At 75.3% G+C, this 21973-nt stretch carries 20 protein-coding genes; 12 read left to right on the top strand and 8 right to left on the bottom strand.

Annotation, left to right across the window (positions count from 1 at the left end; translation table 11 throughout):
* Positions 1-108 precede the first annotated feature (108 nt).
* Genes ACQRUO_RS21245 through hypE form a run of 6 tightly spaced genes read left to right on the top strand, consistent with a single transcriptional unit; the run spans position 109 to position 6037 of the window.
* Positions 109-480 (top strand): hydrogenase maturation nickel metallochaperone HypA, encoded by a 372-nt coding sequence (locus ACQRUO_RS21245; protein ID WP_428317620.1) that lies wholly within the window; start codon positions 109-111, stop codon positions 478-480.
* 6 nt (positions 481-486) lie between these two features.
* Positions 487-1242, top strand: coding sequence for a hydrogenase nickel incorporation protein HypB (gene hypB / locus ACQRUO_RS21250; protein ID WP_428317583.1), 756 nt, complete (start codon positions 487-489; stop codon positions 1240-1242).
* Positions 1239-3551 carry a carbamoyltransferase HypF gene (gene hypF, locus ACQRUO_RS21255; RefSeq protein WP_428317584.1) on the top strand — a complete coding sequence of 771 codons (2313 nt, stop codon included), beginning with the start codon at positions 1239-1241 and terminating at the stop codon, positions 3549-3551. The genes hypB and hypF overlap by 4 nt, the downstream gene beginning before the upstream one ends.
* Before the next feature lie 5 nt (positions 3552-3556).
* Positions 3557-3844, top strand: a complete 288-nt coding sequence (locus ACQRUO_RS21260; protein WP_428317585.1) for a HypC/HybG/HupF family hydrogenase formation chaperone — start codon at positions 3557-3559, stop codon at positions 3842-3844.
* Positions 3841-4962: a hydrogenase formation protein HypD gene (gene hypD / locus ACQRUO_RS21265; RefSeq protein ID WP_428317586.1), complete on the top strand. Its 1122-nt coding sequence runs from the start codon at positions 3841-3843 to the stop codon at positions 4960-4962. Before ACQRUO_RS21260 ends, hypD begins: the two co-directional genes overlap by 4 nt.
* Entirely contained in the window at positions 4955-6037 is a 1083-nt protein-coding gene (hypE, locus tag ACQRUO_RS21270) for a hydrogenase expression/formation protein HypE (RefSeq protein WP_428317587.1), read from the top strand. The genes hypD and hypE overlap by 8 nt, the downstream gene beginning before the upstream one ends.
* 172 nt (positions 6038-6209) lie before the next feature.
* Here hypE and ACQRUO_RS21275 read toward each other — a convergent pair whose 3' ends face one another.
* Together ACQRUO_RS21275 and ACQRUO_RS21280 are read right to left on the bottom strand one after the other, a co-directional pair.
* Positions 6210-7019, bottom strand: coding sequence for an alpha/beta fold hydrolase (locus tag ACQRUO_RS21275; RefSeq protein WP_428317588.1), 810 nt, complete (start codon positions 7017-7019; stop codon positions 6210-6212).
* 72 nt (positions 7020-7091) lie between these two features.
* Positions 7092-7754 (bottom strand): hypothetical protein, encoded by a 663-nt coding sequence (locus ACQRUO_RS21280; protein WP_428317589.1) that lies wholly within the window; start codon positions 7752-7754, stop codon positions 7092-7094.
* Between the two features lie 269 nt (positions 7755-8023).
* Between ACQRUO_RS21280 and ACQRUO_RS21285 the strand changes: the two genes are divergently transcribed.
* Entirely contained in the window at positions 8024-8677 is a 654-nt protein-coding gene (locus ACQRUO_RS21285) for a TMEM175 family protein (RefSeq protein WP_428317590.1), read from the top strand.
* Position 8678: 1 nt separating this feature from the next.
* Here ACQRUO_RS21285 and ACQRUO_RS21290 read toward each other — a convergent pair whose 3' ends face one another.
* The 5 genes from ACQRUO_RS21290 to ACQRUO_RS21310 form a co-directional block, all read right to left on the bottom strand.
* Positions 8679-10802 (bottom strand): MMPL family transporter, encoded by a 2124-nt coding sequence (locus tag ACQRUO_RS21290; RefSeq protein WP_428317591.1) that lies wholly within the window; start codon positions 10800-10802, stop codon positions 8679-8681.
* A 185-nt stretch (positions 10803-10987) separates the two neighbouring features.
* Complete coding sequence (locus ACQRUO_RS21295) at positions 10988-11665, bottom strand: YoaK family protein (RefSeq protein ID WP_428317592.1); 678 nt, start codon at positions 11663-11665, stop codon at positions 10988-10990.
* Positions 11666-11774: 109 nt separating this feature from the next.
* Positions 11775-13076 (bottom strand): glycosyltransferase, encoded by a 1302-nt coding sequence (locus tag ACQRUO_RS21300; RefSeq protein WP_428317593.1) that lies wholly within the window; start codon positions 13074-13076, stop codon positions 11775-11777.
* Positions 13077-13203: 127 nt separating this feature from the next.
* Entirely contained in the window at positions 13204-13833 is a 630-nt protein-coding gene (locus ACQRUO_RS21305; protein ID WP_428317594.1) for an alpha-ketoglutarate-dependent dioxygenase AlkB, read from the bottom strand.
* Between the two features lie 57 nt (positions 13834-13890).
* Positions 13891-14400 (bottom strand): DinB family protein, encoded by a 510-nt coding sequence (locus ACQRUO_RS21310; protein ID WP_428317595.1) that lies wholly within the window; start codon positions 14398-14400, stop codon positions 13891-13893.
* A gap of 206 nt (positions 14401-14606) precedes the next feature.
* Here ACQRUO_RS21310 and ACQRUO_RS21315 point away from each other — a divergent pair, with 206 nt between their 5' ends.
* Positions 14607-16391 carry a UDP-N-acetylmuramoyl-L-alanyl-D-glutamate--2,6-diaminopimelate ligase gene (locus tag ACQRUO_RS21315; RefSeq protein WP_428317596.1) on the top strand — a complete coding sequence of 595 codons (1785 nt, stop codon included), beginning with the start codon at positions 14607-14609 and terminating at the stop codon, positions 16389-16391.
* Positions 16388-18241, top strand: a complete 1854-nt coding sequence (murJ, locus tag ACQRUO_RS21320) for a murein biosynthesis integral membrane protein MurJ (RefSeq protein ID WP_428317597.1) — start codon at positions 16388-16390, stop codon at positions 18239-18241. The genes ACQRUO_RS21315 and murJ overlap by 4 nt, the downstream gene beginning before the upstream one ends.
* On the opposite strand, the gene ACQRUO_RS21325 is transcribed toward murJ, so the two are convergent.
* The gene (locus ACQRUO_RS21325) at positions 18187-19083 is read right to left on the bottom strand and encodes a glycosyltransferase family 2 protein (RefSeq protein WP_428317598.1); all 897 of its coding nucleotides are present in this window, start codon (positions 19081-19083) and stop codon (positions 18187-18189) included. The two genes, murJ and ACQRUO_RS21325, sit on opposite strands and share 55 nt — an antisense overlap.
* A gap of 301 nt (positions 19084-19384) precedes the next feature.
* On the opposite strand from ACQRUO_RS21325, the gene ACQRUO_RS21330 reads away from it, so the two are divergent.
* The 3 genes from ACQRUO_RS21330 (at position 19385) to ACQRUO_RS21340 (ending at position 21924) form a co-directional block, all read left to right on the top strand.
* The gene (locus ACQRUO_RS21330) at positions 19385-20779 is read left to right on the top strand and encodes a UDP-N-acetylmuramoyl-tripeptide--D-alanyl-D-alanine ligase (RefSeq protein ID WP_428317599.1); all 1395 of its coding nucleotides are present in this window, start codon (positions 19385-19387) and stop codon (positions 20777-20779) included.
* A gap of 126 nt (positions 20780-20905) precedes the next feature.
* A complete protein-coding gene (locus tag ACQRUO_RS21335; protein WP_428317600.1) occupies positions 20906-21298 on the top strand; it encodes a hypothetical protein in 393 nt (130 codons plus the stop codon).
* Entirely contained in the window at positions 21295-21924 is a 630-nt protein-coding gene (locus ACQRUO_RS21340) for a helix-turn-helix domain-containing protein (RefSeq protein ID WP_428317601.1), read from the top strand. Before ACQRUO_RS21335 ends, ACQRUO_RS21340 begins: the two co-directional genes overlap by 4 nt.
* Positions 21925-21973 lie beyond the last annotated feature (49 nt).

Below are 21973 nucleotides of genomic sequence, written 5' to 3' on the forward strand. Positions count from 1 at the left end.
CGGTGGCGGCGCGGCGGCGAGCCGCCACCGCCACCGCGCCCTCTAATGGTGCCCGCTGTCCGTCGCTGGTGCGGGCCGTCGGCCGGGAGGAGGGGCGCGGTGCACGAGATGTCGATCGCGGTCGCCGTGCTGGAGCAGGTGGAGCAGGCGGCCCGGGAGCACGGTGCCGGCGGCGTCGCCGAGATCCGGCTGCGGATCGGCGAACTGGCCGGCGTGGTGCCGCAGGCCCTCGACTTCTGCTTCGAGCTGGCCTGCGCGGAAACCGTGGCCGAGGGCGCCAGGCTCAGCGTCGAGGCGGTCGAGGCCCGGGCGAGCTGCGCCGGCTGCGCCATGGAATGGGCCGTCGGCATGCCACCGGACCTCGGCTGCCCGCGCTGCCCGGGCGTGGCCGGCGAACTGTTGACAGGGCGTGAGTTGCAGATCCTGGACGTGCGGTGGGCCGATGCGCCCGCGCCGGTCCGGGCCGACCAGGAAGGCTGAAGCCCGATGTGTCGCACGGTCGACCTCCGGCAGGCGGTGCTCGCCCGCAACGACGACAGCGCACGGGAGCTGCGCGCGGCGCTCACCGCCCGCGGCACCCTCGTCGTCAACCTGCTCTCCAGCCCCGGCAGCGGCAAGACCGCCCTGCTGGAGCTGGAGCTGGGCCTGGCCAGGGAGCGCGGGGTGCCGGTCGCGGCGCTCACCGCCGACCTGGCCACCGAGAACGACGCGCTGCGCCTGGGGCGTTCGGGCGTTCCGGTGAAGCAGGTGCTCACCGACGGCCTCTGCCACCTGGAGGCCGCGATGCTGGCCGGCCACCTGGACGGCTGGCTGCCCGGGGACACCCGGGTACTCTTCGTGGAGAACGTCGGCAATCTGGTCTGCCCGGCCTCCTACGACCTGGGGGAGACCCTGCGGGTGGCGCTCGCCTCGGTCACCGAGGGCGAGGACAAGCCGCTCAAGTACCCCACCGCCTTCGGCCTGGCCAACCTGGTGCTGGTGACCAAGGCCGACCTGGCGGCCGCCGTCGGCTTCGACGAGGTGGGCTTCCGGGCCAACGTCGAGCGGGTCAACCCCGGGGTCCCGGTGCTGCTGACCTCCGCCCGCACCGGTGACGGGGTCGGCACCCTGCTGAGCGCCGCGCTGGCCGCGCTGGCCGGCACGCCGGTGCACCAGCCGGTGATGGGCCGCCCGAGCAGCGGCCACCACCACGGGCCGGCCGGCCGGCACGCGCACACCCACGCCGTGGCGAGCCGGGATTGACTACGACCTCGCGCCGCCGGGTCTTCGTCCGCGGGATCGTGCAGGGCGTCGGGTTCCGGCCCTTCGTCCACAACCTGGCCACCGAACTCGGACTGGCCGGCCATGTCACCAACACCGGTGACGGGGTGCTCGCCGAGGTCGAGGGGGCGCCCGCCGCGCTCGCCGACTTCTGCCGCCGGGTCGGGGCCGACGCACCCCCGCTGGCCCAGGTCGCCGCCGTCGAGCACCAGGACCTGGCGGCCACCGGCGCCACCGGCTTCGCCATCCGCGCCTCCCGGGCGAGCGGCGAGGTCCGCACCCTGATCCCGCCGGACACCGCGACCTGCGCCGACTGCCTGGCCGAACTCGCCGACCCGGCCGACCGCCGCCACCGCCACCCCTTCATCACCTGCACCAACTGCGGCCCGCGCTTCACCATCGTCACCGGCCTGCCCTACGACCGGGCCGGCACCACGATGGCCGGCTTCCCGATGTGCCCGGACTGCGCGCGCGAGTACGCCGATCCGACCGACCGCCGTTTCCACGCCCAGCCGGTCTGCTGCCACGCCTGCGGCCCCCGGCTCAGCCTGGTCCGGCCCGGGGCGGCCACCCTGACCGGCGCCGAGGTGGTGCCGCGGGCCCGCGACCTGCTCGCCGCCGGGGCGATCCTGGCCGTCAAGGGGATCGGCGGCTACCACCTGGCCTGCGACGCCACCGACCCGGCGGTGGTGCGCCGGCTGCGGGAGCGCAAGCAGCGCGGCGACAAACCGTTCGCGGTCCTGGTCCGGTCGCTCGACCAGCTCGCCGGCGCGGTCGAACTCGGGCCGGTGGAACGGGAATTGCTCACCGGCCCGGTCCGCCCGATCGTGCTGTTGCGGCGTACCGGCGCGGCCGGCCCGGTGGCCGAGGCGGTCGCCCCGCGCTGCCCGGACCTGGGCGTGATGCTGCCCTACGCGCCGCTGCACCACCTGCTGCTCGGCCTGCCCGGCGACCCGCCCGGACCCGAGCTACTCGTGTTGACCAGCGCCAACCTCTCCGGTGAGCCGATCGTCACCGACGACCGGGAGGCGCTGGACCGGCTCGCACCGCTGGTCGACGGCTGGCTCACCCACGACCGCCCGATCCACGTGCCCTGCGACGACTCGGTGGTCCGGGTGGTCGACGGCGAGCAGCTGCCGGTGCGCCGCTCCCGCGGCTGGGCGCCGCTGCCCCTCCCGCTGCCGGTGCCGGTGCGCCCGGTGCTCGCGGTCGGCGGGGACCTGAAGAACACCTTCGCGCTGGCCCGGGACGGCTACGCCTTCCTCTCCGGCCACATCGGCGACATGGACGACCTGGCCACCCTGCGCGCCTTCGACGCCGCCGTCACCCACCTGGGTGCGGTCACCGGCGTGCGTCCCGAGCTGCTGGCCGCCGACCGGCACCCCGGCTACCGCTCCGGCCGCCGGGCCGAACGGCTGGCCCAGGGCCGCCCGGTGGTCAAGGTGCAGCACCACCACGCCCACGTCGCCGCCGCGATGGCCGAACACGGCCTGGACGGCGGCACCCCGGTGATCGGGGTGGCCTTCGACGGCACCGGCTACGGCACCGACGGCGCCATCTGGGGCGGCGAGGTGCTGCTGGCCGACTACGCCGGCTTCCGCCGCTTCGCGCACCTGGCCTACGCCCCGCTGCCCGGCGGCGACGCGGCCGTGCGGCGCCCCTACCGCACGGCGCTGGCGCAGCTGCACGCGGCCGGCCTCGCCTGGGACCCCGAGCTGCCCTGCGTGCGGGCCTGCCCGCCGCACGAACGGCAGGTGCTCGCCCAGCAGTTGGCCCGCTCGCTGAACTGCCTGCCGACCTCCAGCATGGGCCGCCTGTTCGACGCGGTGGCCGCGCTGGCCGGCGTCTGCCAACGGGTCGAGTACGAGGCGCAGGCGGCGATCGAACTGGAGGCGGCGGCGGTCGCGCACGGTCCGGCGGCCGAGGGCTACCCGCTCGCCCACCGCCTGGTGGACGGCGTCCACCAGGCCGACCCGGCCCCGCTGCTGGCCGCGGTGCTGGCCGACCTCGGCGCCGCTGCGCCGGTCGGGCTGATCGCCGCGCGCTTCCACGCCGCCGTCGCCGCGCTGGTGCGCCACTGGTGCCACGCGGCCCGGGCGGAGACCGGGTTGCGGGTGGTGGCGCTGAGCGGCGGGGTGTTCGCCAACGCCGTGCTCTCCGCGGCCTGCGCCCGGGAGTTGGCGGCGGACGGCTTCACGGTGCTGCGGCACCGCCGGGTGCCGCCGAACGACGGGGGGCTGGCACTCGGCCAGCTGATGGTGGCGGCACGAGCCGCCGGTGGAGAGGAGTAGGTCCCATGTGCCTGGCGGTGCCCGGCAGGGTGGTGGAGATCGAGGAACGTGACGGCGCGCGGATGGCGGTCATGGACTTCGGCGGAGTGGTCAAGGACGTCTGCCTGGAGTACCTGCCCGACCTGGCGGTCGGCGAGTACGCCATTGTGCACGTCGGGTTCGCGCTGCAGCGGCTCGACGAGGAGTCGGCCCGACGCACCCTCGAACTCTTCGAGGAACTCGGCCTGTTGATGGAGGAGTTCGGCGACCCCTGGGAAGCGGCGGCGAACGCCGGTGCGGAGGTGGAGCGGTGAAGTACCTGGCGGAGTTCCAGAACCCCGAGCTGGCCCGCGGGCTGATCGAGGACATCAAAGCGCAGGTCACCCGGCCGTGGGCGCTGATGGAGGTGTGCGGCGGCCAGACGCACTCGATCATCCGCCACGGCATCGACCAACTGCTGCCGGACGAGGTGGAGTTGATCCACGGCCCGGGCTGCCCGGTCTGCGTCACGCCGCTGGAGGTGATCGACAAGGCGCTGGAGATCGCCGGCCGCCCGGAGGTGATCTTCTGCTCCTTCGGCGACATGCTGCGGGTGCCCGGCACCGACCGCGACCTGTTCCGGGTGCGCGGCGAGGGCGGCGACGTCCGGGTGGTCTACTCGCCGCTGGACGCGCTGAAGATCGCCCGGGAGAACCCGCACCGCGAGGTGGTCTTCTTCGGCATCGGCTTCGAGACCACCGCCCCGCCCAACGCCATGACCGTCCACCAGGCCCGCAAGCAGGGCATCGGCAACTTCAGCATGCTGGTCTCGCACGTGCGGGTGCCACCGGCGATCGACGCCATCATGAACTCGCCGGACTGCCGGGTGCAGGCCTTCCTGGCGGCCGGCCACGTGTGCAGCGTGATGGGCGTCGAGGAGTACCCGGAGCTGGCCGAGCGGCACCGGGTGCCGATCGTGGTCACCGGCTTCGAGCCGCTGGACATCCTGGAGGGCATCCGGCGCACGGTGCGGCAGCTGGAGGCCGGCGAGCACACCGTCGAGAACGCCTACGAGCGCGCGGTGCGGCCCGAGGGCAACCCGGCCGCCCGGGCGATGCTGGCGGACGTCTTCGAAGTGGCCGACCGCGCCTGGCGCGGCATCGGGGTGATCCCGCGCAGCGGCTGGCGGCTCTCCGAGCGCTACCGCGAGTTCGACGCCGAGCACCGCTTCGACGTCGGCGCGATCAACACCTGCGAGTCCGGGCTGTGCCGCAGCGGCGAGGTGCTCCAGGGCCTGATCAAGCCGAACGAGTGCGAGGCCTTCGGCACCACCTGCACCCCGCGCAACCCGCTCGGCGCCACCATGGTCTCCAGCGAGGGCGCCTGCGCCGCCTACTACCTCTACCGGCGGCTCGGCGCGCCGGCCGCCCGGGAGGTGACCCCCGTTGCCTGACACCCTGACCGGCACCGCGGCGCCCGCCCCCGACTTCAGCGGCTGGGCCTGCCCGCTGCCGCTGCGCGACCACCCCCGGGTGGTGATGGGGCACGGCGGCGGCGGGGTGATGTCGGCCGAACTGGTGGCCAACATCTTCGCCCCGGCCTTCGGCGGCAGCGCGCTGGCCGCGCTCGGCGACTCGGCCGCGCTCACCCTGGGCGGGGCGCGGATCGCCTTCTCCACCGACTCCTTCGTGGTCCGCCCGCTCTTCTTCCCCGGTGGCTGCATCGGCGATCTGGCGGTCAACGGGACGGTCAACGACCTGGCGATGAGCGGTGCCCGCCCGGCCTACCTGTCCTGCGGCTTCATCCTGGAGGAGGGGGTGGAGATGGCCGCGGTCGGCCGGGTCGCCGAGGCGATGGGCGCGGCGGCCCGGGCCGCCGGCGTCGAGGTGGCCACCGGCGACACCAAGGTGGTGGAGGCCGGGCGCGGCGACGGCATCTACCTCAACACCGCCGGGATCGGGCTGATCCCGGCGGGGGTGGACATCCGACCGCAGCGCGCCGAGCCGGGCGACGTGGTGATCGTCAGCGGCGAGCTCGGGCTGCACGGCGTGGCGATCATGAGCGTCCGGGAGGGCCTGGAGTTCGGGGTCGAGGTGGTCAGCGACTGCGCCCCCCTGGGCGGGCTGGTCGAGGCGATGCTGGCGGTCACCCCCGACCTGCACGTGCTGCGCGACCCCACCCGCGGCGGCCTGGCCGCGGCGCTGAACGAGATCGCCGGGGCCGCCGAGGTCGGGATCTCGATCGTCGAGCGGTCGGTGCCGGTGCCGCCGGAGATCGTCAACGCCTGCGCGATCCTCGGCCTGGACCCGTGGTACGTGGCCAACGAGGGCAAGCTGGTCGCCATCGTGCCGCGCCCGCACGCCGAGGCGGTGCTGGCCGCGATGCGCGCGCACCCGCTGGGCGCCCGGGCGGCGGTGATCGGCGAGTGCGTGGCCGAGCACCCCGGGATGGTGGTGGCCCGCACCGCGCTCGGCGGCACCCGGGTGGTCGACCAGCCGCTCGGCGAGCAGCTGCCGCGGATCTGCTGAGCCGCGTGGACGGACGGGCGCCCGGTCGGCCGCCTGTCAGCCGGGCGCCACAGGGGTAGTACTGGCGGTTGTTGGTACCATTTTACCTCCTTCCCCCCCCCCCCCCCCCTCCCCCCCCCCCCCCCCCCCCCCCCCCCCCCCCCCCCCCCCCCCCCCCCCCCGCGGGTGCGGCTCAGGCGGCGGCGAGCACCGGTGAACTGCTGCCCTCCAGCAGCACCTTGGCCACCAGCTCCGGGTTGTCGCCCATCGGGACGTGGCCGCAGTCCGGCAGCGGGACGAACCGCGCGCCGGGCAGCAGCAGCCGGGCCCGGCGGCCCTGGGGGTGCACCAGCAGCCGGTCCCGGGTGCCCCAGGCGATGGTTACCGGGACGTCGGCCGGGAAGGCGGTGGGGAAGCGGTGCGCCTGTTCGGCGCGGCCGGCCCGCAGGGTGTCCCGGAAGCCGGGAGCGCCCACCAGCGCCCGGGTGTCCAGCATCAGCTCGGCCGGGTCGAGCCGCTCGGGGTGACCGTAGATCACCCCGAACATCGCCTTGCGGCCCTGCGGCGAGCGGGCCAGCGCGGACCGGACGGACTCGGGGGTGCGGGCGGCGAACCGGTGCAGGCTGAGCATGCCGGCGGCGTAGAGGTAACCGGGCAGCCGGTAGAAGCCGGCCGGGGAGAGCGCGGTGGCCGAGGAGACCAGGCCGCGCTGGGCGGCGCGCAGCGCGAACAGGCCGCCGAGCGAGTTGCCGGCGATGTGCGGGCGGTGCAGGCCGAGCCGGTCCAGGAAGTCGGCCAGTACGCCCAGCGCGCTCTCCACCGTGTAGGGCAGGCCGGGCGGCAGGGTGGGCGAGGCGCCGAACCCGGGCAGGTCGACGGCGATCACCTCGCGCTCGGCCGCGAGCAGGTCGAGCACGGGCTTCCAGCCCTGCCAGCGGTGTCCGATGCCGTGCAGCAGTACCAGGGGCGGGCCGTCGCCCCGACGCTCGTGTACCAGGTCCATGACGAGAGGATAGGGGGGAAGTTACCGATGGGTCACCGGGTTGTGAGAATCCGCGTCAACAGTTCGCCGGGTTCACGCATCGCCGACGAACTCCTCGGCGCCGTACCGCACCGTGGCGCTGCTCCAGGCCACGCCGAGCTCGCCGAGGAAGGTCCGGGTCAGCGGCAGGTCCTTGAGCGGCGCCACCAGGATCACCCGGCCGTCCACCGTGACCGAGCCGCCGTCCAGCTCGTCGCGGACCGCCGGATCGGCGACCAACGCGTCGTGCAGCTGCTGCACGGTGACCCCGGAGGCCTCGACCTGGACCGCGTCGGCGCCCGCCGCGCCGGCCGGCAGGAAGCGGAAGGTGAGCACCGACTCCTGGTGGTACTGCTTGCGGATCAGGTCCGCGATGTGGTGCAGCCCGTCCGCACTCACCCGGTTGACGTCGAACTCGCGGGAGCGCTCGTAGGTGGTCTGCTTCAGGTCGGCCGACCAGAAGACGCCGTTCAGCAGCGTGGAGGCGCCCGGCGCGGCGCCGTTGGTCCGGATCAGCCGGCGGACCTGGTGCTCGAACGGGCGCAGGTGGTCCTGCAGCCGCGGGTCGTTCGGATCGGTGATGATCGCGGTGTTGCTGGTGGCGAAGATCTCGGCGGCGGGGGAGTGGTGGGCCGGCAGCGCCTCGGCGCTCCCCGCACCGGTCAGGCCCAGTCCGAGCACGGCCGCGACGACCAGCACACCCGACTTCCGCAACACGATGGCAGCTCCCCTCACGATCGACCGGGCCGACGTTCGGCGCGACCATCGTAGGGGCGGTGGACATGCCAGCGGGCCCGAATCACCGAACCGGTCGGGTGGTTGTGCGGGAGGTGAGTTGACGGTGGGTCAGTCCGACGCACCGTCGGGAACCAGCACCGCCATCGGGGCTCCTGCGCTCTCGGCGGGCTCCCCCGCGCGGGTTACCCGCCCCGCCCGCCGTGCGCGGGCTCCGCGCCGGGCCGGGCGGCGGCTGGCATCCTCGGCCCGTGGCGACCGAGCAGCCGATGACCCAGACCACCGACTCCGCCCGGGTGGAGGCGTTCAGCGACGGGGTCTTCGCGATCGCGATCACCCTGCTGGTGCTGGACATCAAGGTGCCGGTGGCCGACGGCGCGCGGGAGCTGTGGCACGCGCTCGGCGCCGAGTGGCCGGCCTACTGCGCGTACCTGGTCAGCTTCCTGGTGATCGGCGTGATGTGGGTCAACCACCACACCGTCTTCAGCTACATCGCGCGGGTGGACCGGACGCTGGTCTTCCTCAACCTGCTGCTCCTGCTGGTGGTCGCCGCGCTCCCGTTCCCCACCGCGCTGCTCGCCGAGAACCTGCGCCGGCCGGCGGCCGCGCACGTGGCCGCCGCGGTGTACGGGGCGACCATGGTGGCCCACGCCGTCACCTTCGTGCTCTTCTGGTTGTACGTCACCCGCACCGGCCACTGCTTCGACGAGCGGGTCGACCCGGTCGCCGCCCGGGCCACCCGGGCCCGGTTCGGTCTGGGCCTGCTGGTCTACCCGGTGACGGTGGCGGTCGCCTTCCTGTCCGCGCCGCTCGCGCTGGCGCTGCACGGGGTGCTGGCGCTCTACTACGCGTTCAACCAGACGCCGATCCCCACCCGGGAGCAGCCGGCGCCGGACCCGGACTGACTCAGGCCAGCTCCGGCAGCAGCCGGGCCAGCGGGCGCGGCAGCCACCAGTTGAGCGGGCCGAGCAGCTCCATGATCGCCGGCACCAGCACCATCCGGACCACGGTGGCGTCCAGGAAGACCGCCACCGCCAGCCCCAGCCCGAAGGCCTTGACCGCGATGTCGGGCGTGGCCAGCACCGAGAGGAAGACCGTCACCATGATCGCCGCGGCGGCCGTGATCACCCGGGCGGTGCGACCCAGGCCGCGGGCCACCGCCTCCCGGGTGTCCGCGCCCGCGTCGTACTCCTCGCGGATCCGGGAGACCAGGAAGACCTCGTAGTCGGTGGAGAGGCCGAACAGGATCGGGAAGATGAACAGCGGCACCCAGGCGGTGATCGGCGCCGTGGTCGGGAAGCCGAGCAGCCCGCCGAGCCAGCCCCACTGCACGATCGCGACCAGCACGCCGAACGCCGCGCCCACCGAGAGCAGCGTCATCACCGCCGCCTTGAGCGCGATCACCACCGACCGGACCAGTACCAGCAGCAGGACCAGCGACAGCCCGATCACCGTCGCGATCAGCCACGGCAGTCGGGCGCTCACCTCGGAGGCGAAGTCGGTGTCACCGGCGGTCGGCCCGCCCACGTGGACCACCAGGCCGGTCCCGGCGACGGCGGGCGGGATCACCTGTCCGCGCAGCCGGTCCAGCAGCTTCGGCGTGGCCGCGTCCTGGTGCGAGGTGGTCGGGTAGGCGACGAAGAGCGCCGCCTTGCCGTCCTGACTGGTCTGCGGCGGCGTCACCGCGGCCACCCCGGGGGTGTGCGCGACCGCCGAGACCAGCGGGCCCAGCGTGGCGCCGCCCGGCGGCAGCGCGGCGACCACCAGGAACGGCGCGTTGAACCCGGGGCCGAAGCCCTCGGTGAGGATCCGGTACGAGGCGTAGCCGCTGGTGTCGCGCGGCTCGGTGCTGTTGTCCTCGAAGCTCAGCCGCATCGACAGCGCCGGGATCGCCAGCAGCACCATGACCGCCGCGCCCGCCAGCAGCCCGGCGACCGGGTGGCGCTGGATCACCCGGGCCCACCGCTCGGCCAGCGGGCTGCGCGAACCGGTGCGCCCCAGGTAGGGCAGCTTGAGCCGGTCGATGCCCAGGCCGGCGAACCCGAGCAGTGCGGGCAGCAGGGTGATCGCGGCGAACATGGTCATCAGCACCGTGACCGAGGCGGCCACCGCGGTGGCGTTGAGCAGCTTCTGCTGGACCACGAAGAGGCCGAGCATCGCGATCACCACGGTGGCGCCGGCGAACAGCACCGAGCGGCCGGCCCGGGCGACGGCGGTCTCCACCGCCTGCTGCGGCGTCAGGCCGGCCGCCAGGCCCTCGCGGTAGCGGGTCACGATGAACAGCGCGTAGTCGATGCCGACGCCCAGCCCCAGCAGGGTCGAGACGATCGGACTGAACGACGGCGCCGGGAAGAGGTAGCCGAGCAGGAAGATCAACGCCAGGCCGGTGCCGATCCCGAACAGCGCGGTCAGCATGGTCAGGCCCATCGCCAGCAGCGAGCCGAAGGCGATCAGGATGACCAGCATCGCCGCCACCGCGCCGATCGCGTCCGAGGCCCCGCCGTAGGGCGTCTCGGCGCCCACCACGTCGGCGCCGCCCAGCGCGAACACCACCCCGTTCCCGCTCGCCGCCTTGACCTCGGAGATCAGGTGCTTGACCTCGCCGGCCGGCAGCGGGTTGGTGGGCGACTGCAGGTCGGCGAAGGCGGTGCGCCCGTCGGCGGAGATCTGGCCGGGGGCGGTGTAGGGGGAGCGGACGGCGGTGATGTGCTCGGCGGTGCCCAACTGCGCGGTCAGCGCCTCCACCCGCGGGCGCACGGCGGGCGACTCGACGCCGGCCGGGGCCTGGATCGCCAGGGTCAGTGAACTGCCCTTGCGCTCCGGGAAGTGCACCTTGAGCAGGTTCTGCGCCTGGGCGGACTGCGAGTTGCCGCCGGTGAAGTCGTTGTCCGCGGGGGCGGCGAATCCGAAGCCGACCACCAGCAGGACGATCGTGCCGATCACCCAGAGCACCAGCACCAGCCGGCGGCGTAGGTAGCAGAACCGGCCGAGCCGGCCGAGCGCGCTCTGGTCAGCGACCGAAGTTGTCATGCCGGCAGCCACCTCAATCAGCGACCCGCGTGGGGCCTCGGGGTGTGTCTCGCGGACCTGAAGCACCGTAAGCCGGGCCCGGGCCGTTTGGCATCCCGGTCGGGCCGTGCCCGGGCGCAGACCCACCCGATCGGCGGACCGGTGCCCACCGCCCGCGCGGGCGACCGGTCACAGCGGGGCGACCGTCACAGCCGGGCGGCCAGGCCCACCCCCACCAGCAGCGCCAGCGCCAGCCCGAGCGCCGCGCCCGCACCGACGTGCAGCAGCAACGCGGCACCGGTCACCGCACCGGCGAGCATCGCGAGGATCGAGACCGTCCGCCGCACGCCGGCCCGACCGGGCGGGTCGGTGACCAGACCCGTGAGGACGCGGGTGAGCACGGTGGTGGTGAGGTCGGGCAGCTTCACCGTGAGCACCGCGCCGTTCTGCAGGCCCATGCCGAGCCCGAGCAGCACGATCAGCCCGACCTGCGCCCCGGTCGCCGTGTGCCCGGCGCCCGCCGCCAGCACCACCGCGCCGGCCACCAGCACCGTCTGCACGGTCACGACGGTGCGGAACGCCCGCTGCGCCGTGCCGAGCCGCCGCACCACCCGACCGGCCGTCCAGGCGCCGACCACGAAGGCCGCGAAGGCCAGGGCCGACGCCCAGAGCGAGAGGTCGGTGGCCCCGGCCAGCGAGAAGCCGATGAAGACCACGTTCCCGGTCATGTTGGCCACGAAGACGTGCCGCAGGCCGAGGAAGCTGACCGCGTCGACGATGCCGGTGACGCAGGTCAGCGCGATCAGCAGCACCGGCAGCGTGCCGTACCTGCCGGGCTGGCCGGGGTAGAGGTAGTCGGCGGCGCGCAGCAGCAGGGTTCGCACCGGACCACTCTCGGCAAGCGCCCGGCGGATCCGGCCGAGCCCCGCCGCACGGGCGCGGCCCGTTCACCCCGGTGCGCCGCCCTGCCGGGGAGCGCCGCCGCACCCCGGCTCAGCCCAGCGTGTCGACCAGCTCCGCGATCGCCGCCAGCGGCTGGTGCGCGGCGAGTTCGGTCGCCAGCTCGCCCGCCGCGGACCGGTAGCCCGGGTCACCGAGCACCCGCTCGACCGCCTCGCGCAGCTCCGCCTCGCCCGGCCGGCCGGTCCGCAGGTCGACGCCTACCCCGCGCCAGGCCACCCGGGCGGCCACCTCCGGCTTGTCCTCGCTGCCGCCCGCCACCACCAGCGGCACCCCGTGCGCCAGCGCGGTGTGCACGCCGCCGTAACCGCCGTTGCTGATCAGCACGTCGGCGTGCGGCAGCAGCCGGTCGAACGGCAGGTAGCCGGCGGCCCGGACGTTGCTCGGCAGCTCGCCGAGCGCCTCGGTGAGCAGCTCCGGGCCGTCCGGGCGGCCGGTGGCGGCGACCACCAGCAGGTCGGCCCGGTTCGCCAGCGCCCGCACCGCGGGGACCAGCAGCTCGGTCGGGTCGTCGTTGGCCAGAGTGCCCTGGGTGACCACCGCGACCGACCGGGCGTCCGTCAGGTCCGACCACCAGTCGGGCAGTTCGGTCCCGCCCCGGCTCTGCTGCGGCAGCGCGCCGATGTAGCGCAGCGAGGCCGGCGCGTCGCTGCGCGGGTACTCGAACCCGGGCACGGTCAGCTGCAGGTAGTGGTCCGGCACGCGTACGGCGGTGTCGGCCCGCGGCCCCGGCGGCAGCGTGGCGCCGACGCCGGCGAACACCTCGGCCGCGTACTGCCGCAACGGTTCGCCGCGCTGCGCCGCCTCGGCGTTCAGCTCCTGGTTGCGGGCCAGGCCCGCCGGCCCGGGCAGCGGCGGCAGTGCGAGTCCGAACGGTGCGGTGTCAACGCTCGGCAGCATCGGCGGCGCAACCCCGATGCTCAGCACGGCCGGCCGCTCGTCGCGCGGGTGAGCCAGCGCCAGGGCCAGCATGCCGTGGAAGAAGCAGTCGCCCAGCACGGCCGTGGCCGGGAACTCGGCGAGCAGCGCGCGCAGGGCCCGGTACTGCGCGGGGACCGGGTCGATGAAGATGTTCCGGGCGTCGAAGGCCAGCCGTTGCGGCCCCGGCGGCAGGTCGGCCCGCCCCGGGAAGTGGTCGTTGATCCGCCGGTCGTCGAAGTCCGCCTCGGGCGGCAGCGCGACGAACCGCGCGCCGGTCGCCTCGGCGGCCTCGGCGAACCGGGCGCCGCCGAGGAAGACCACCTCGTGCCCGCGCGCCACCAGGTCGGCGGTGATCGCGAGCAGCGGCGTGGTGTGCCCGTGTGCGGGCATGGCGGCGGTGATGAGCCTGGACATGTGTAACCCCCCAATGGTCTGTGCGGATGCTCCGTACGCACATGGTCCGGACGGCAGGCTAGCCGATCACCGCGGCATGGCGAGGCCAACGGTCCGCGGGGCGCGACCGTCCGGGGCCCGGGACGGTCTACCAGACCCGGTGGGGCCGGAACTGGACGCTGATCCGGGGGCCGGTCGGGCGGGCGGTCTTCGGCACCGCGTGGTCGAAGGTCCGCTGGCAGGAACCGCCCATCACCAGCAGGTCGCCGTGCCCCAGGGCGTGCCGGTGGGTGGGCCCCGGCCCGTGGTGCGGGCGCAGCAGCAAGGTGCGCGGCTCCCCGAGGGAGAGGATCGCGATCATCGTGTCCTGGTGCGCCGCCCGGCCACCCCGGTCCCCGTGCCAGGCCACGCTGTCCCGCCCGTCGCGGTAGTAGCAGAGTCCCGCGGTGGTGAACGGCTCGCCCAGCTCGGCCGCGTAGTGCTCGCCGAGCGCCCGGCGGGCCTCGGTCAGCACCGGGTGCGGCAGGGCGACCCCGTCCCCGTAGTGGGCCAGCAGCCGTGGCACGTCCACCACCCGCTCGTACATCGCCCGCCGCTCGGCCCGCCAGGGCACCGCGCCGGCCAGGAACTCGAACACCTCGTCCGCCCCCGCCAGCCACCCCGGCAGCACGTCCACCCAGGCCCCCAGTCCGAGCTCGAGCCGGCGCAGGGCGTCGAGCGGCCCGAGCCGGGGGCGCTCGGCGCTGCCGAACAGGGTGCTCTGGAGGTGGACGGTCATGGGGACAGGGTAGCCCGCCTATCGATCAGGTGTTCGAATGCTGGGCCCAGCGGTCGGTCAGGCGCCCACCACGCCGTCCAGGCCCTCCCGCAGGAAGTCGGCGTGGCCGTTGTGACGGGCGTACTCCAGCAGCACGTGGGTCATCACCATGCGCAGCGAGACCTCCTCCTCCCAGCGCGGCTGGTAGCCGACCCGGTCCAGCGAGTCGGCGGCGGCCTCGATCCGGCGGGACTCGGCGACCTCGGCCTCCCAGGCGGCGAACGCCTCGGCACGGGTGGCGCCGGTGGCGTCGTAGGCGGCCTGGAAGTCGATCACGTCGGACCAGACCATCGGGGCGTCGTGGTCCTCGAAGACCCGGCGGAACCAGGCGCGTTCGACCTCGGCGAGGTGCCGGACCAGGCCGAGCAGGGTGACGGTGGACGGCGGCATGGACCGGGTCCGCAGCTGTTCGTCGGTCAGGCCCTCGCACTTCATCGCGAGGGTGGTGCGCTGGTACTCGAGGAAGGCGCGCAGGGTCTCGCGCTCGGTGCCGAAGTGCGGGGGGCCGATCCGCGGGTCGGTGGTCATGGTGCTACAGCTCCGGAGGGTCAGGGGGTCGTTCGGTCGACGGCGAACCTACCGTCCGCCGAGGCGCCGTCCGTAGCGGATTTTCCGGGCGCGGGAACGGTCGGCCACCCACCGTGACGGGCTCCGTGCTGCGAGTACCGGACGGCTCGCCTAGCGTCGTGATCGGGAATCCCCGCCTGCCACGGCGACGGCGATGGAGACGAGAGATGACTGGCTACCGCAGAGCGCTGGGCCCGCGTCCGACGCGTCCGCCCGCCGGTTCGCCGCCCGGCGGCTCGCCCGCCGCCTGGTGCGGGGCGCACCGGGCGGTGCCGTTGTCGGAACTGGCGGCCGCCTGGCCCGGCGCCGAACAGCGGGGCGGCGACGTCGCCGTGGTGGACTGCACCCACGACAGCCGGCAGGTGCGACCCGGTTGGCTGTTCTGCGCGATGCCGGGAGCCCGGACCGACGGGCACCGCCACGCGGCGGCGGCCGTCGCGGCGGGGGCCCGGGCGTTGCTGGTGCAGCGCTTCCTCGACCTGGAGATACCCCAGCTGCGGGTGCCCAACGTGCGCTGGGCGATCGGGCCGATCGCCGCCGCGCTGCACGGCCGGCCGGCCGACGGCCTGGCGATCGCCGGCGTGACGGGGACCAACGGGAAGACCACCACCAGCTACCTGCTGCACGCCGCCTTCGTCGCGGCCGGCTGGCCGGCCGGGCAGCTCGGCACGGTGGAGACCCGGATCGGCGCGCACCGGTGGGCCTCGGCGCTCACCACGCTGGAGGCGCCCGACCTGCAGCGGCTCTTCGGGCGGATGCGGGCCGCGCAGCTGCGGGCGGCGGCGATGGAGGTCTCCTCGCACGCGCTGGACCAGCACCGGATCGGCGGGATCGTCTTCGACGTCGGGGTGTTCACCAACCTGTCGGCCGAGCACCTGGACTACCACGGGACCATGGAGCAGTACTACTACAGCAAGTCGCTGCTCTTCCTCCCCGAGCGCTGCCGGCGTGCGCTGATCTGCGTGGACGACGACTGGGGCGCCCGGCTGGCCGCCCAGGCGCAGGTCCCGGTGCTCACCTTCGGGCACAGCGAGCGGGCCCAGGCCCGGATCACCGCGGCGCACTGCGACCGCTCGGGGACCTGGATCCGGCTCGACTGCGCGGACGGCCCGGTGGAGCTGTCGGCCCCGGTGCTGGGTGCCTGCAACACCACCAACCTGGCCGCCGCCTACCTGGCCGCCCGGGCGCTGCGGGTGCCGGCGGACCGGGCGGTGGCGGGGATCGCCGGCTGCCCGCCGGTGCCGGGGCGGTCGGAGGCGGTGACGGCCGGTCAGCCGTTCCTGGTCCTGGTGGACTACGCGCACACCCCCGGCGCACTGGCGCAGCAACTGGCCACCTGCCGGGACCTGCTCGCCCCCGGCGGCCGGGTGCACCTGGTGGTGGGCAGCCGGGGCGGGCGGGACCGGTACAAGCGGCCGGAGACCGGCCGGGCGGCGCTCGCCGCCGACACCACGGTGCTGACCAGCGACAGCCCGGGCGACGAGGACCCGCGGGCGATCGTGGAGCAGATGCTGGCCGGTGGCCTGGGGCAGTCGGACGGGCGGGTGCTGGTGGAGCTGGACCGGGCCGCCGCGATCCGGCTGGCCGTGGGCCTGGCCGGGCCGGGCGACGTGGTGCTGGTGGTCGGCCGCGGGCACGAGACCAGCCAGCAGGTGGCGGGTCGCGAGGTGCCGTTCGACGACCGGGAACAGGCGCGCGCCGCGTTGGCGGCCCGTGGCTGGGTGGGGGCGGGCGCGGGAGCCGGCGTCGGTGCGACGACGGTCGGCGGGCTGCGGCGGCCGGTCGCCGTGCGTGGTCGCCACCGCGGGCGGGGGCGGGCGAAGGCGGGGCGCGGGTGGCCCGGGCTCGGCGTCACCGTCTGCGACCTGACGCACGGGCGGGGCGGGCCCGCGCTGCTCGGGTACCTCGACCCGGCCGAGGAGCCCACCGCCCGCCCGGCGCCGCCACTGTGACCGCGGGCCGGCCGCACCGCACCCGTCGGATCCGCCCCGAGCTGGCGATGGCGGCCGGCACCGCGCTGTCGCGGCTGACCGGGCTGGGCCGGGTCTTCGCGCTCTCCTACGCGCTCGGCATCACCCCGTTGGCCGATGCCTACAACCTGGCCAACACCACGCCCAACATGATCTACGACCTGGTGCTGGGCGGGGTGCTCTCCGCCACCCTGGTCCCGGTCTTCGTGGCCCGCCTGGAGCGCCCCGAGAGGGGCGGTGACCCCGCCGATCCCGACGGCTGGGCCGGTGATCCCGCCGAGCGGGAGCGACCCGAGAAGGCCGGTGACCCCGCCGACCCCGATGGCTGGGCCGGTGACCCCGCCGACCCCGATGGCTGGGCCGGTGACCCCGCCGACCCCGACGGCTGGGGCGGTGTCTCCGCGGTGGTGACGGTCTGCCTGGTCGTGCTGGTCGCGGTCACCGCCCTGGTCGCGGCCGTCGCCGGCCCGCTGATGCACGGCTACACCCTGGCCGCGCCCCGCGGTACCGCCGGGGCCGAGGACGCCGCCGCGGTGCGGCTGCTGCGCCTGTTCGCCCCGCAGGTGCTGCTGTACGGCGCGATCGCGCTGGCCACCGCGGTGCTGAACAGCGTGCGCCGGTTCGCGCTCGCCACCTTCGCCCCGATCGCCAACAACCTGGCGCTGATCGGCCTGCTGCTCGCCCTGGCCGGCCCGCTGCGCGGCGCCGCCCAGCACGCCGACCCGCCGGGCGGGCTGCTCCTGCTGCTCGGCCTGGGCACCACCGCCGGGGTGGCCGCCCAGGCGGTGGTGCTGGCCGGTGGGCTGGCCGCGGCCCGGGTGCGGCTGCGCTGGCGGTGGGCGCCGCGCGACCCGGCGGTGCGGCAGGTGGCGGGGCTGTCCGGGTGGACCTTCGGGATGGTGGCCGCCAACCAGGCGGCACTCTTCGCGGTGCTGCTGCTGGCCGCCAGCCGCCCGGGCGGGGTGAGCGCGTACACCTACGCGTACACCTTCTTCCAGGTGCCCTTCGGGGTGGTCGCGGTCTCCATCACCGGGGCGCGGCAGCCGGGCTGGGCGGCCCACTGGACGGCCGGGCGGGTCCGCGAACTGCGGGCGGAGGTGGCCGGGGGGCTGCGGCTGCTGCTCCTGCTGATGGTGCCGATCGCCGCGGTGCTGGCCGCGCTGGCCGACCCGATCGTGCGGCTGCTGCTCGGCCACGGCGCCACCGGGGCGGCGGGCGCCGCGCTGACCGGTCGGGTGCTGGCGGTGCTGGCGCTCGGGCTGCCCGGCTTCTCGGCCTTCCTCTACTTCGTGCGGGTGTACCAGGCGCTGCGGGCGCTGCGCGCGGCGTTCGGGCTCTATCTGCTGAACAACGGTCTGATGGTGCTGCTGGGGCTGGTGCTGTACCGCCCGTTCGGGGTGCCGGGGGTGGCCGGCGCGGTCTCGCTGGCGTACGCGGCGGCCGCCCTCGCCGCGGCGGTGGTGCTGCGGCGACGGCTCGGCGGGCAGCCGGAGCAGCCGGCGGTGCTGCGGGCGGCCGGGCGGGCGGTGCTGGCCAGCCTGCCGGCTGCGGTGGCGGCCTGGCTGACGGTGCGTGCGCTGCCGGCGCGGATCGGGTCCGCGGCGCTGCCGCCGCTGCTCGCGGGCCTGGCGGTGGCGGCGGCCGTGCTGCCGTTGTCGCTGTGGCTGGCGGGGGTGTGGCCGGGCCCCACCGCCGCCGAGCCCCGCACCGCTCTCGTCGACCCCGCCCTCGTGGACCCCGCCCTCGTGGACCCCGCCCCCGTCGACCCCGCTCCTGGTCAGGCCCGGCGCAGCCGCCGGCGGACCCGGGACCCGAGGAACGGCAGCAGGTAGCCGACCGCCGCCCCGGGCACGTGCCGGGCCAGCCCGGTGAGCCGCACCTCGCGCAGCACGCCGCGGCTCAGCGCGGGCTTGCCGGCCAGCAGGAAGGCGACGGCGAACCGCAGGTGGTGCCAGGTCAGCACGCGGGCGAAGGCCGCCGCCGTCAGCGCGGTGCCGGCGCGCTCGCGGTCCAGCATGCTCAGCATCCGCCCGTACAGCCGGGGCAGGTCCTTGCTGTAGCCGGCCGGCTCGTCGCGGTAGACCGCCAGCGGCAGGTCGAGCTTGACCGAGAGGCCGTGCTTGGCGCAGCGCAGCCACAGGTCCCAGTCCTCGGCGCCGTCCAGCGTCGGGTCGAAGCCGCCGCAGTCGGCCAGCACCTCGGTGCGCACCAGCACGGTGGAGGTCTGGAACCGGTTCATCACCAGCAGGTCGCGGTAGCCCAGCAGGGTCTCGCCGACCAGGCCGGTCGGCTCGCGGTACTCCTCGCCGGTGCGCACCCAGTCGCCGGCCAGCAGCACCGCGCCGGGGTGCCGGCGGGCGGCGGTCAGCTGGCGGGCGAGCCGGCCGGGCAGCCACAGGTCGTCGGCGTCCAGGAAGGCCACCCAGGGCTGGGTGGCGGCGGCGATCCCGGTGTTGCGGGCGGCCGAGGGGCCCTGGTTCGGCTGGCGGATCAACTGCGCCTCGGGGTAGCCGGCGACCACCCGGGCGGTGTCGTCGGTCGAGCCGTCGTCCACCACGATCAGCTGCGCGGGGCGGGGCGACTGGCGCAGCACCGAGGCGAGCGCGTCGCCCAGGGTGCGTTGGGCGTTGTAGGCGGCGATCACCACGCTGACCGGGGCGGGTTGCTCGGACACCCGGCACCTCCTTGTCCTGCTTGTCGTGGTCCGGCGTCGTGCTCCGGCTTGTCCTGCTCCGGCGTCCTGCTCCGGCCTGTCCTGCTCCGGCATGTCCTGGTCCGGCGTCCTGCTCCGGTCATGGTCCGGCGGCCGTGCGGCGCGGCGCGGGAAGCGGCGCGCGTGGCGCGCTGCGGCAAGCCATCCGGCGGACGCGTGCGGGCCGGTGGCGCGCGTCGGCGCGGCCGAACGGGCGGCGCGGGCTAGCGTCGATGGCCCGCCGCCCCACCCCGGGGGCGACCACCGACCGAGCGGAGCCGCTGTGGTCCCCATGACGCTGCAACAGATCGCCGACGCCGTGGGCGGGGTGCTCTACGACGCACCCGACCCCGATGCGCTGGTGGACCGCCCGGCGGTGATCGACTCCCGGCTGGCCGAGCCGGGCTCGCTCTTCGTGGCGCTGCCGGGGCGGCACACCGACGGTCACCGGTTCGCCGGCGCCGCGCACCTCGCCGGGGTGGTCGGAGTGCTGGCGGCCCGGCCGGTGGGCGCGCCGGCCGTGGTGGTGCCCGACGTGCTCACCGCCCTGACCGAGCTGGCCCGGGCGGCGGCCACCCGGCTGGCCGGCGGTCCGACCGTGCTGGCGCTGACCGGGTCGGCCGGGAAGACCGGCACCAAGGACCTGATCGCCCAGCTGCTCGGTGCGTGGTGGCCCACGGTGGCCACTCAGCGCTCCTTCAACAACGAGATCGGCCTACCGCTGACCGTGCTGGCCGCCGAGCCGGGCACCCGCTACCTGGTGCTGGAGATGGGGGCCAGCCGGGCCGGCCACTTGACCCACCTGACCGGGATCGTGCGGCCGGACGTGGCGCTGGTGACCAACGTCGGCACCGCCCACCTGGGCGAGTTCGGCGGGACCAAGGAGGCGATCGCGGCGGCCAAGAGCGAGTTGGTGGCCGCGCTGCCCGCCGACGGGCTGGCCGTGCTGAACGCGGACGACCCGTACGTGCGGGCGATGGCCGACTGCACCGCGGCGCCGGTGCTGACCTTCGGCCGGGCGGCCGGTGACGTGCGGGCCGAGGCGATCGAGCTGGACCCGGCCGGGCGGCCCTCGTTCACCCTGCGGTTCGGCGGCGCGGCGGCCCGGGTCCGGCTGGCGCTGTACGGGGAGCACCAGGTGGCCAACGCGACGGCGGCCGCCGCGGCGGTCCTCGGGGTCGGTGCGGCCGGCCTCGACCAGGTCGCCGAAGGGCTGTGCGCCGCCCGGCAGCTGACGCCCGGACGGCTGGAGGTGGCGGAGCGGCCGGACGGGGTCACGGTGGTCAACGACGCGTTCAACGCCAACCCCGACTCGATGGCGGTGGCGCTGCGCACGGTGGCCGCGATGGCCGGCGGGCGGCGCCGGGTGGTCGCGGTGCTGGGGGAGATGGCCGAGTTGGGCGCGGCGAGTGCGGCGGAGCACGCGGCGCTCGGGCGGCGGGTGGCGGCCGGGCGGGTGGCGCGGCTGATCGCGGTGGGCGGGGACGAGGCGGCGCTGACGCACGCCCAGGCGGTGGCCGGCGGGGTGGCGAGCAGCCTGGTGGCGGACCGGGAGGCGGCGCTCGAGCTGCTGCTGGGCGAGCTGCGGCCGGGGGACCTGGTGCTGGTGAAGGGCTCGCACACCGCGGGGTTGGAGGAGACGGCGCAGCGGCTGCTGGCGGCGGTCACGGTGGCGTGAGGAGCGGGGGCGGGGCGCGTGGCGTCGGAGCGCGGGGCTTGTAGGCAGGCGCCTACTGGCAAAGGGGCGCGGACCGTGGCGTCGGGAGCATTGTGGTCTTGTAGGCAGGCGCCTACTATCAAAGCCATGAACGCTTCCGCAGACTCCGGTCGGGGCGCGCACCTCCTCGCCGCGATCCCCGCCCCGCGGCGCCTTCCCTGTGCGCTGGCCTTGGTGGCCGGCATCGGCGTCTTCGCCACCTCGCTGCGTTCGCTGCCCACCGCGGCGCTGGTCCCGCTCGCCTGCGGCTGGTTCGGGGTCGTCGCCGCGGGCGCGGTACTGCCGCGACGCGGCCCGCTGCTACTCACCGTGCTCGCCTCGATCACCAAGGCCGCCACCGTGGCCCTCGCCGTCTGGGCCGTCACCCATCCCGACTCCCACCTCGGCCCGCACACCGCGCTCGACTGGGTCCCGCTCGGCTCGCTGAACGCCGGCACCGGGCTCTGGCTGCTCGCGGTGATCCGGGGGCGCGCCCGGTGACCGCACCCCCGGCCCCGGGCGCCGCCCGCGCCCGGCGCCCCCGCAAGCCGGCCGCCGAACGGCGCGCCGAGATCCTGGCCGCGGCCCGCCGGCTCTTCGCGGAACGCGGCTTCCACGCCACCACCACCCGCGACCTGGCCGCCGCCGCCGACATCAACGACGCGCTGCTCTACCGCTACTTCGCGAACAAGGAGGAGATCCTGGCGGGCCTGCTCGACCAGGCCGTCGAGGTCTTCCGGGCACTGCCGGGCCCACCCGCGGAGGCCGCCGAACTGCCGCTGGAACTGCTGCTGCAGTTCGCCGGCGAGGGCTTCCTGCAGGCGGCCCGGGCCAACCTGGACCTGCTCACCATCATGATCAGCGAGAACCGGACGCTCGCCGGCGACACCCGCTTCGTGGAGTTCATCGACCAGGCGGCGGCCCGGCTGGGGGAGCTGATCGAGGCCCAGGGCGCCCCGGTCGGCACCGGCTACCTGACGGCGCGTTCGTTCTTCGGGTCGCTGATCTCCTTCCTGCTGGTCCAGGACGTGCTCGGCCTGGACCAGGTGCGGCAGCTGGACGCCACGCTCTACCTGCAGCACACGGCCGCCCTCACCGCCGCCGCGGTGCCGGGGCGCCGGGGGTAGGCCGCTCTTCGGATCCTGCCGTGGCGGCAAAAATCCGATTGCCGGAGCA

The organism is Kitasatospora sp. LaBMicrA B282 (assembly GCF_050325825.1).
Classification (GTDB): domain Bacteria; phylum Actinomycetota; class Actinomycetes; order Streptomycetales; family Streptomycetaceae; genus Kitasatospora.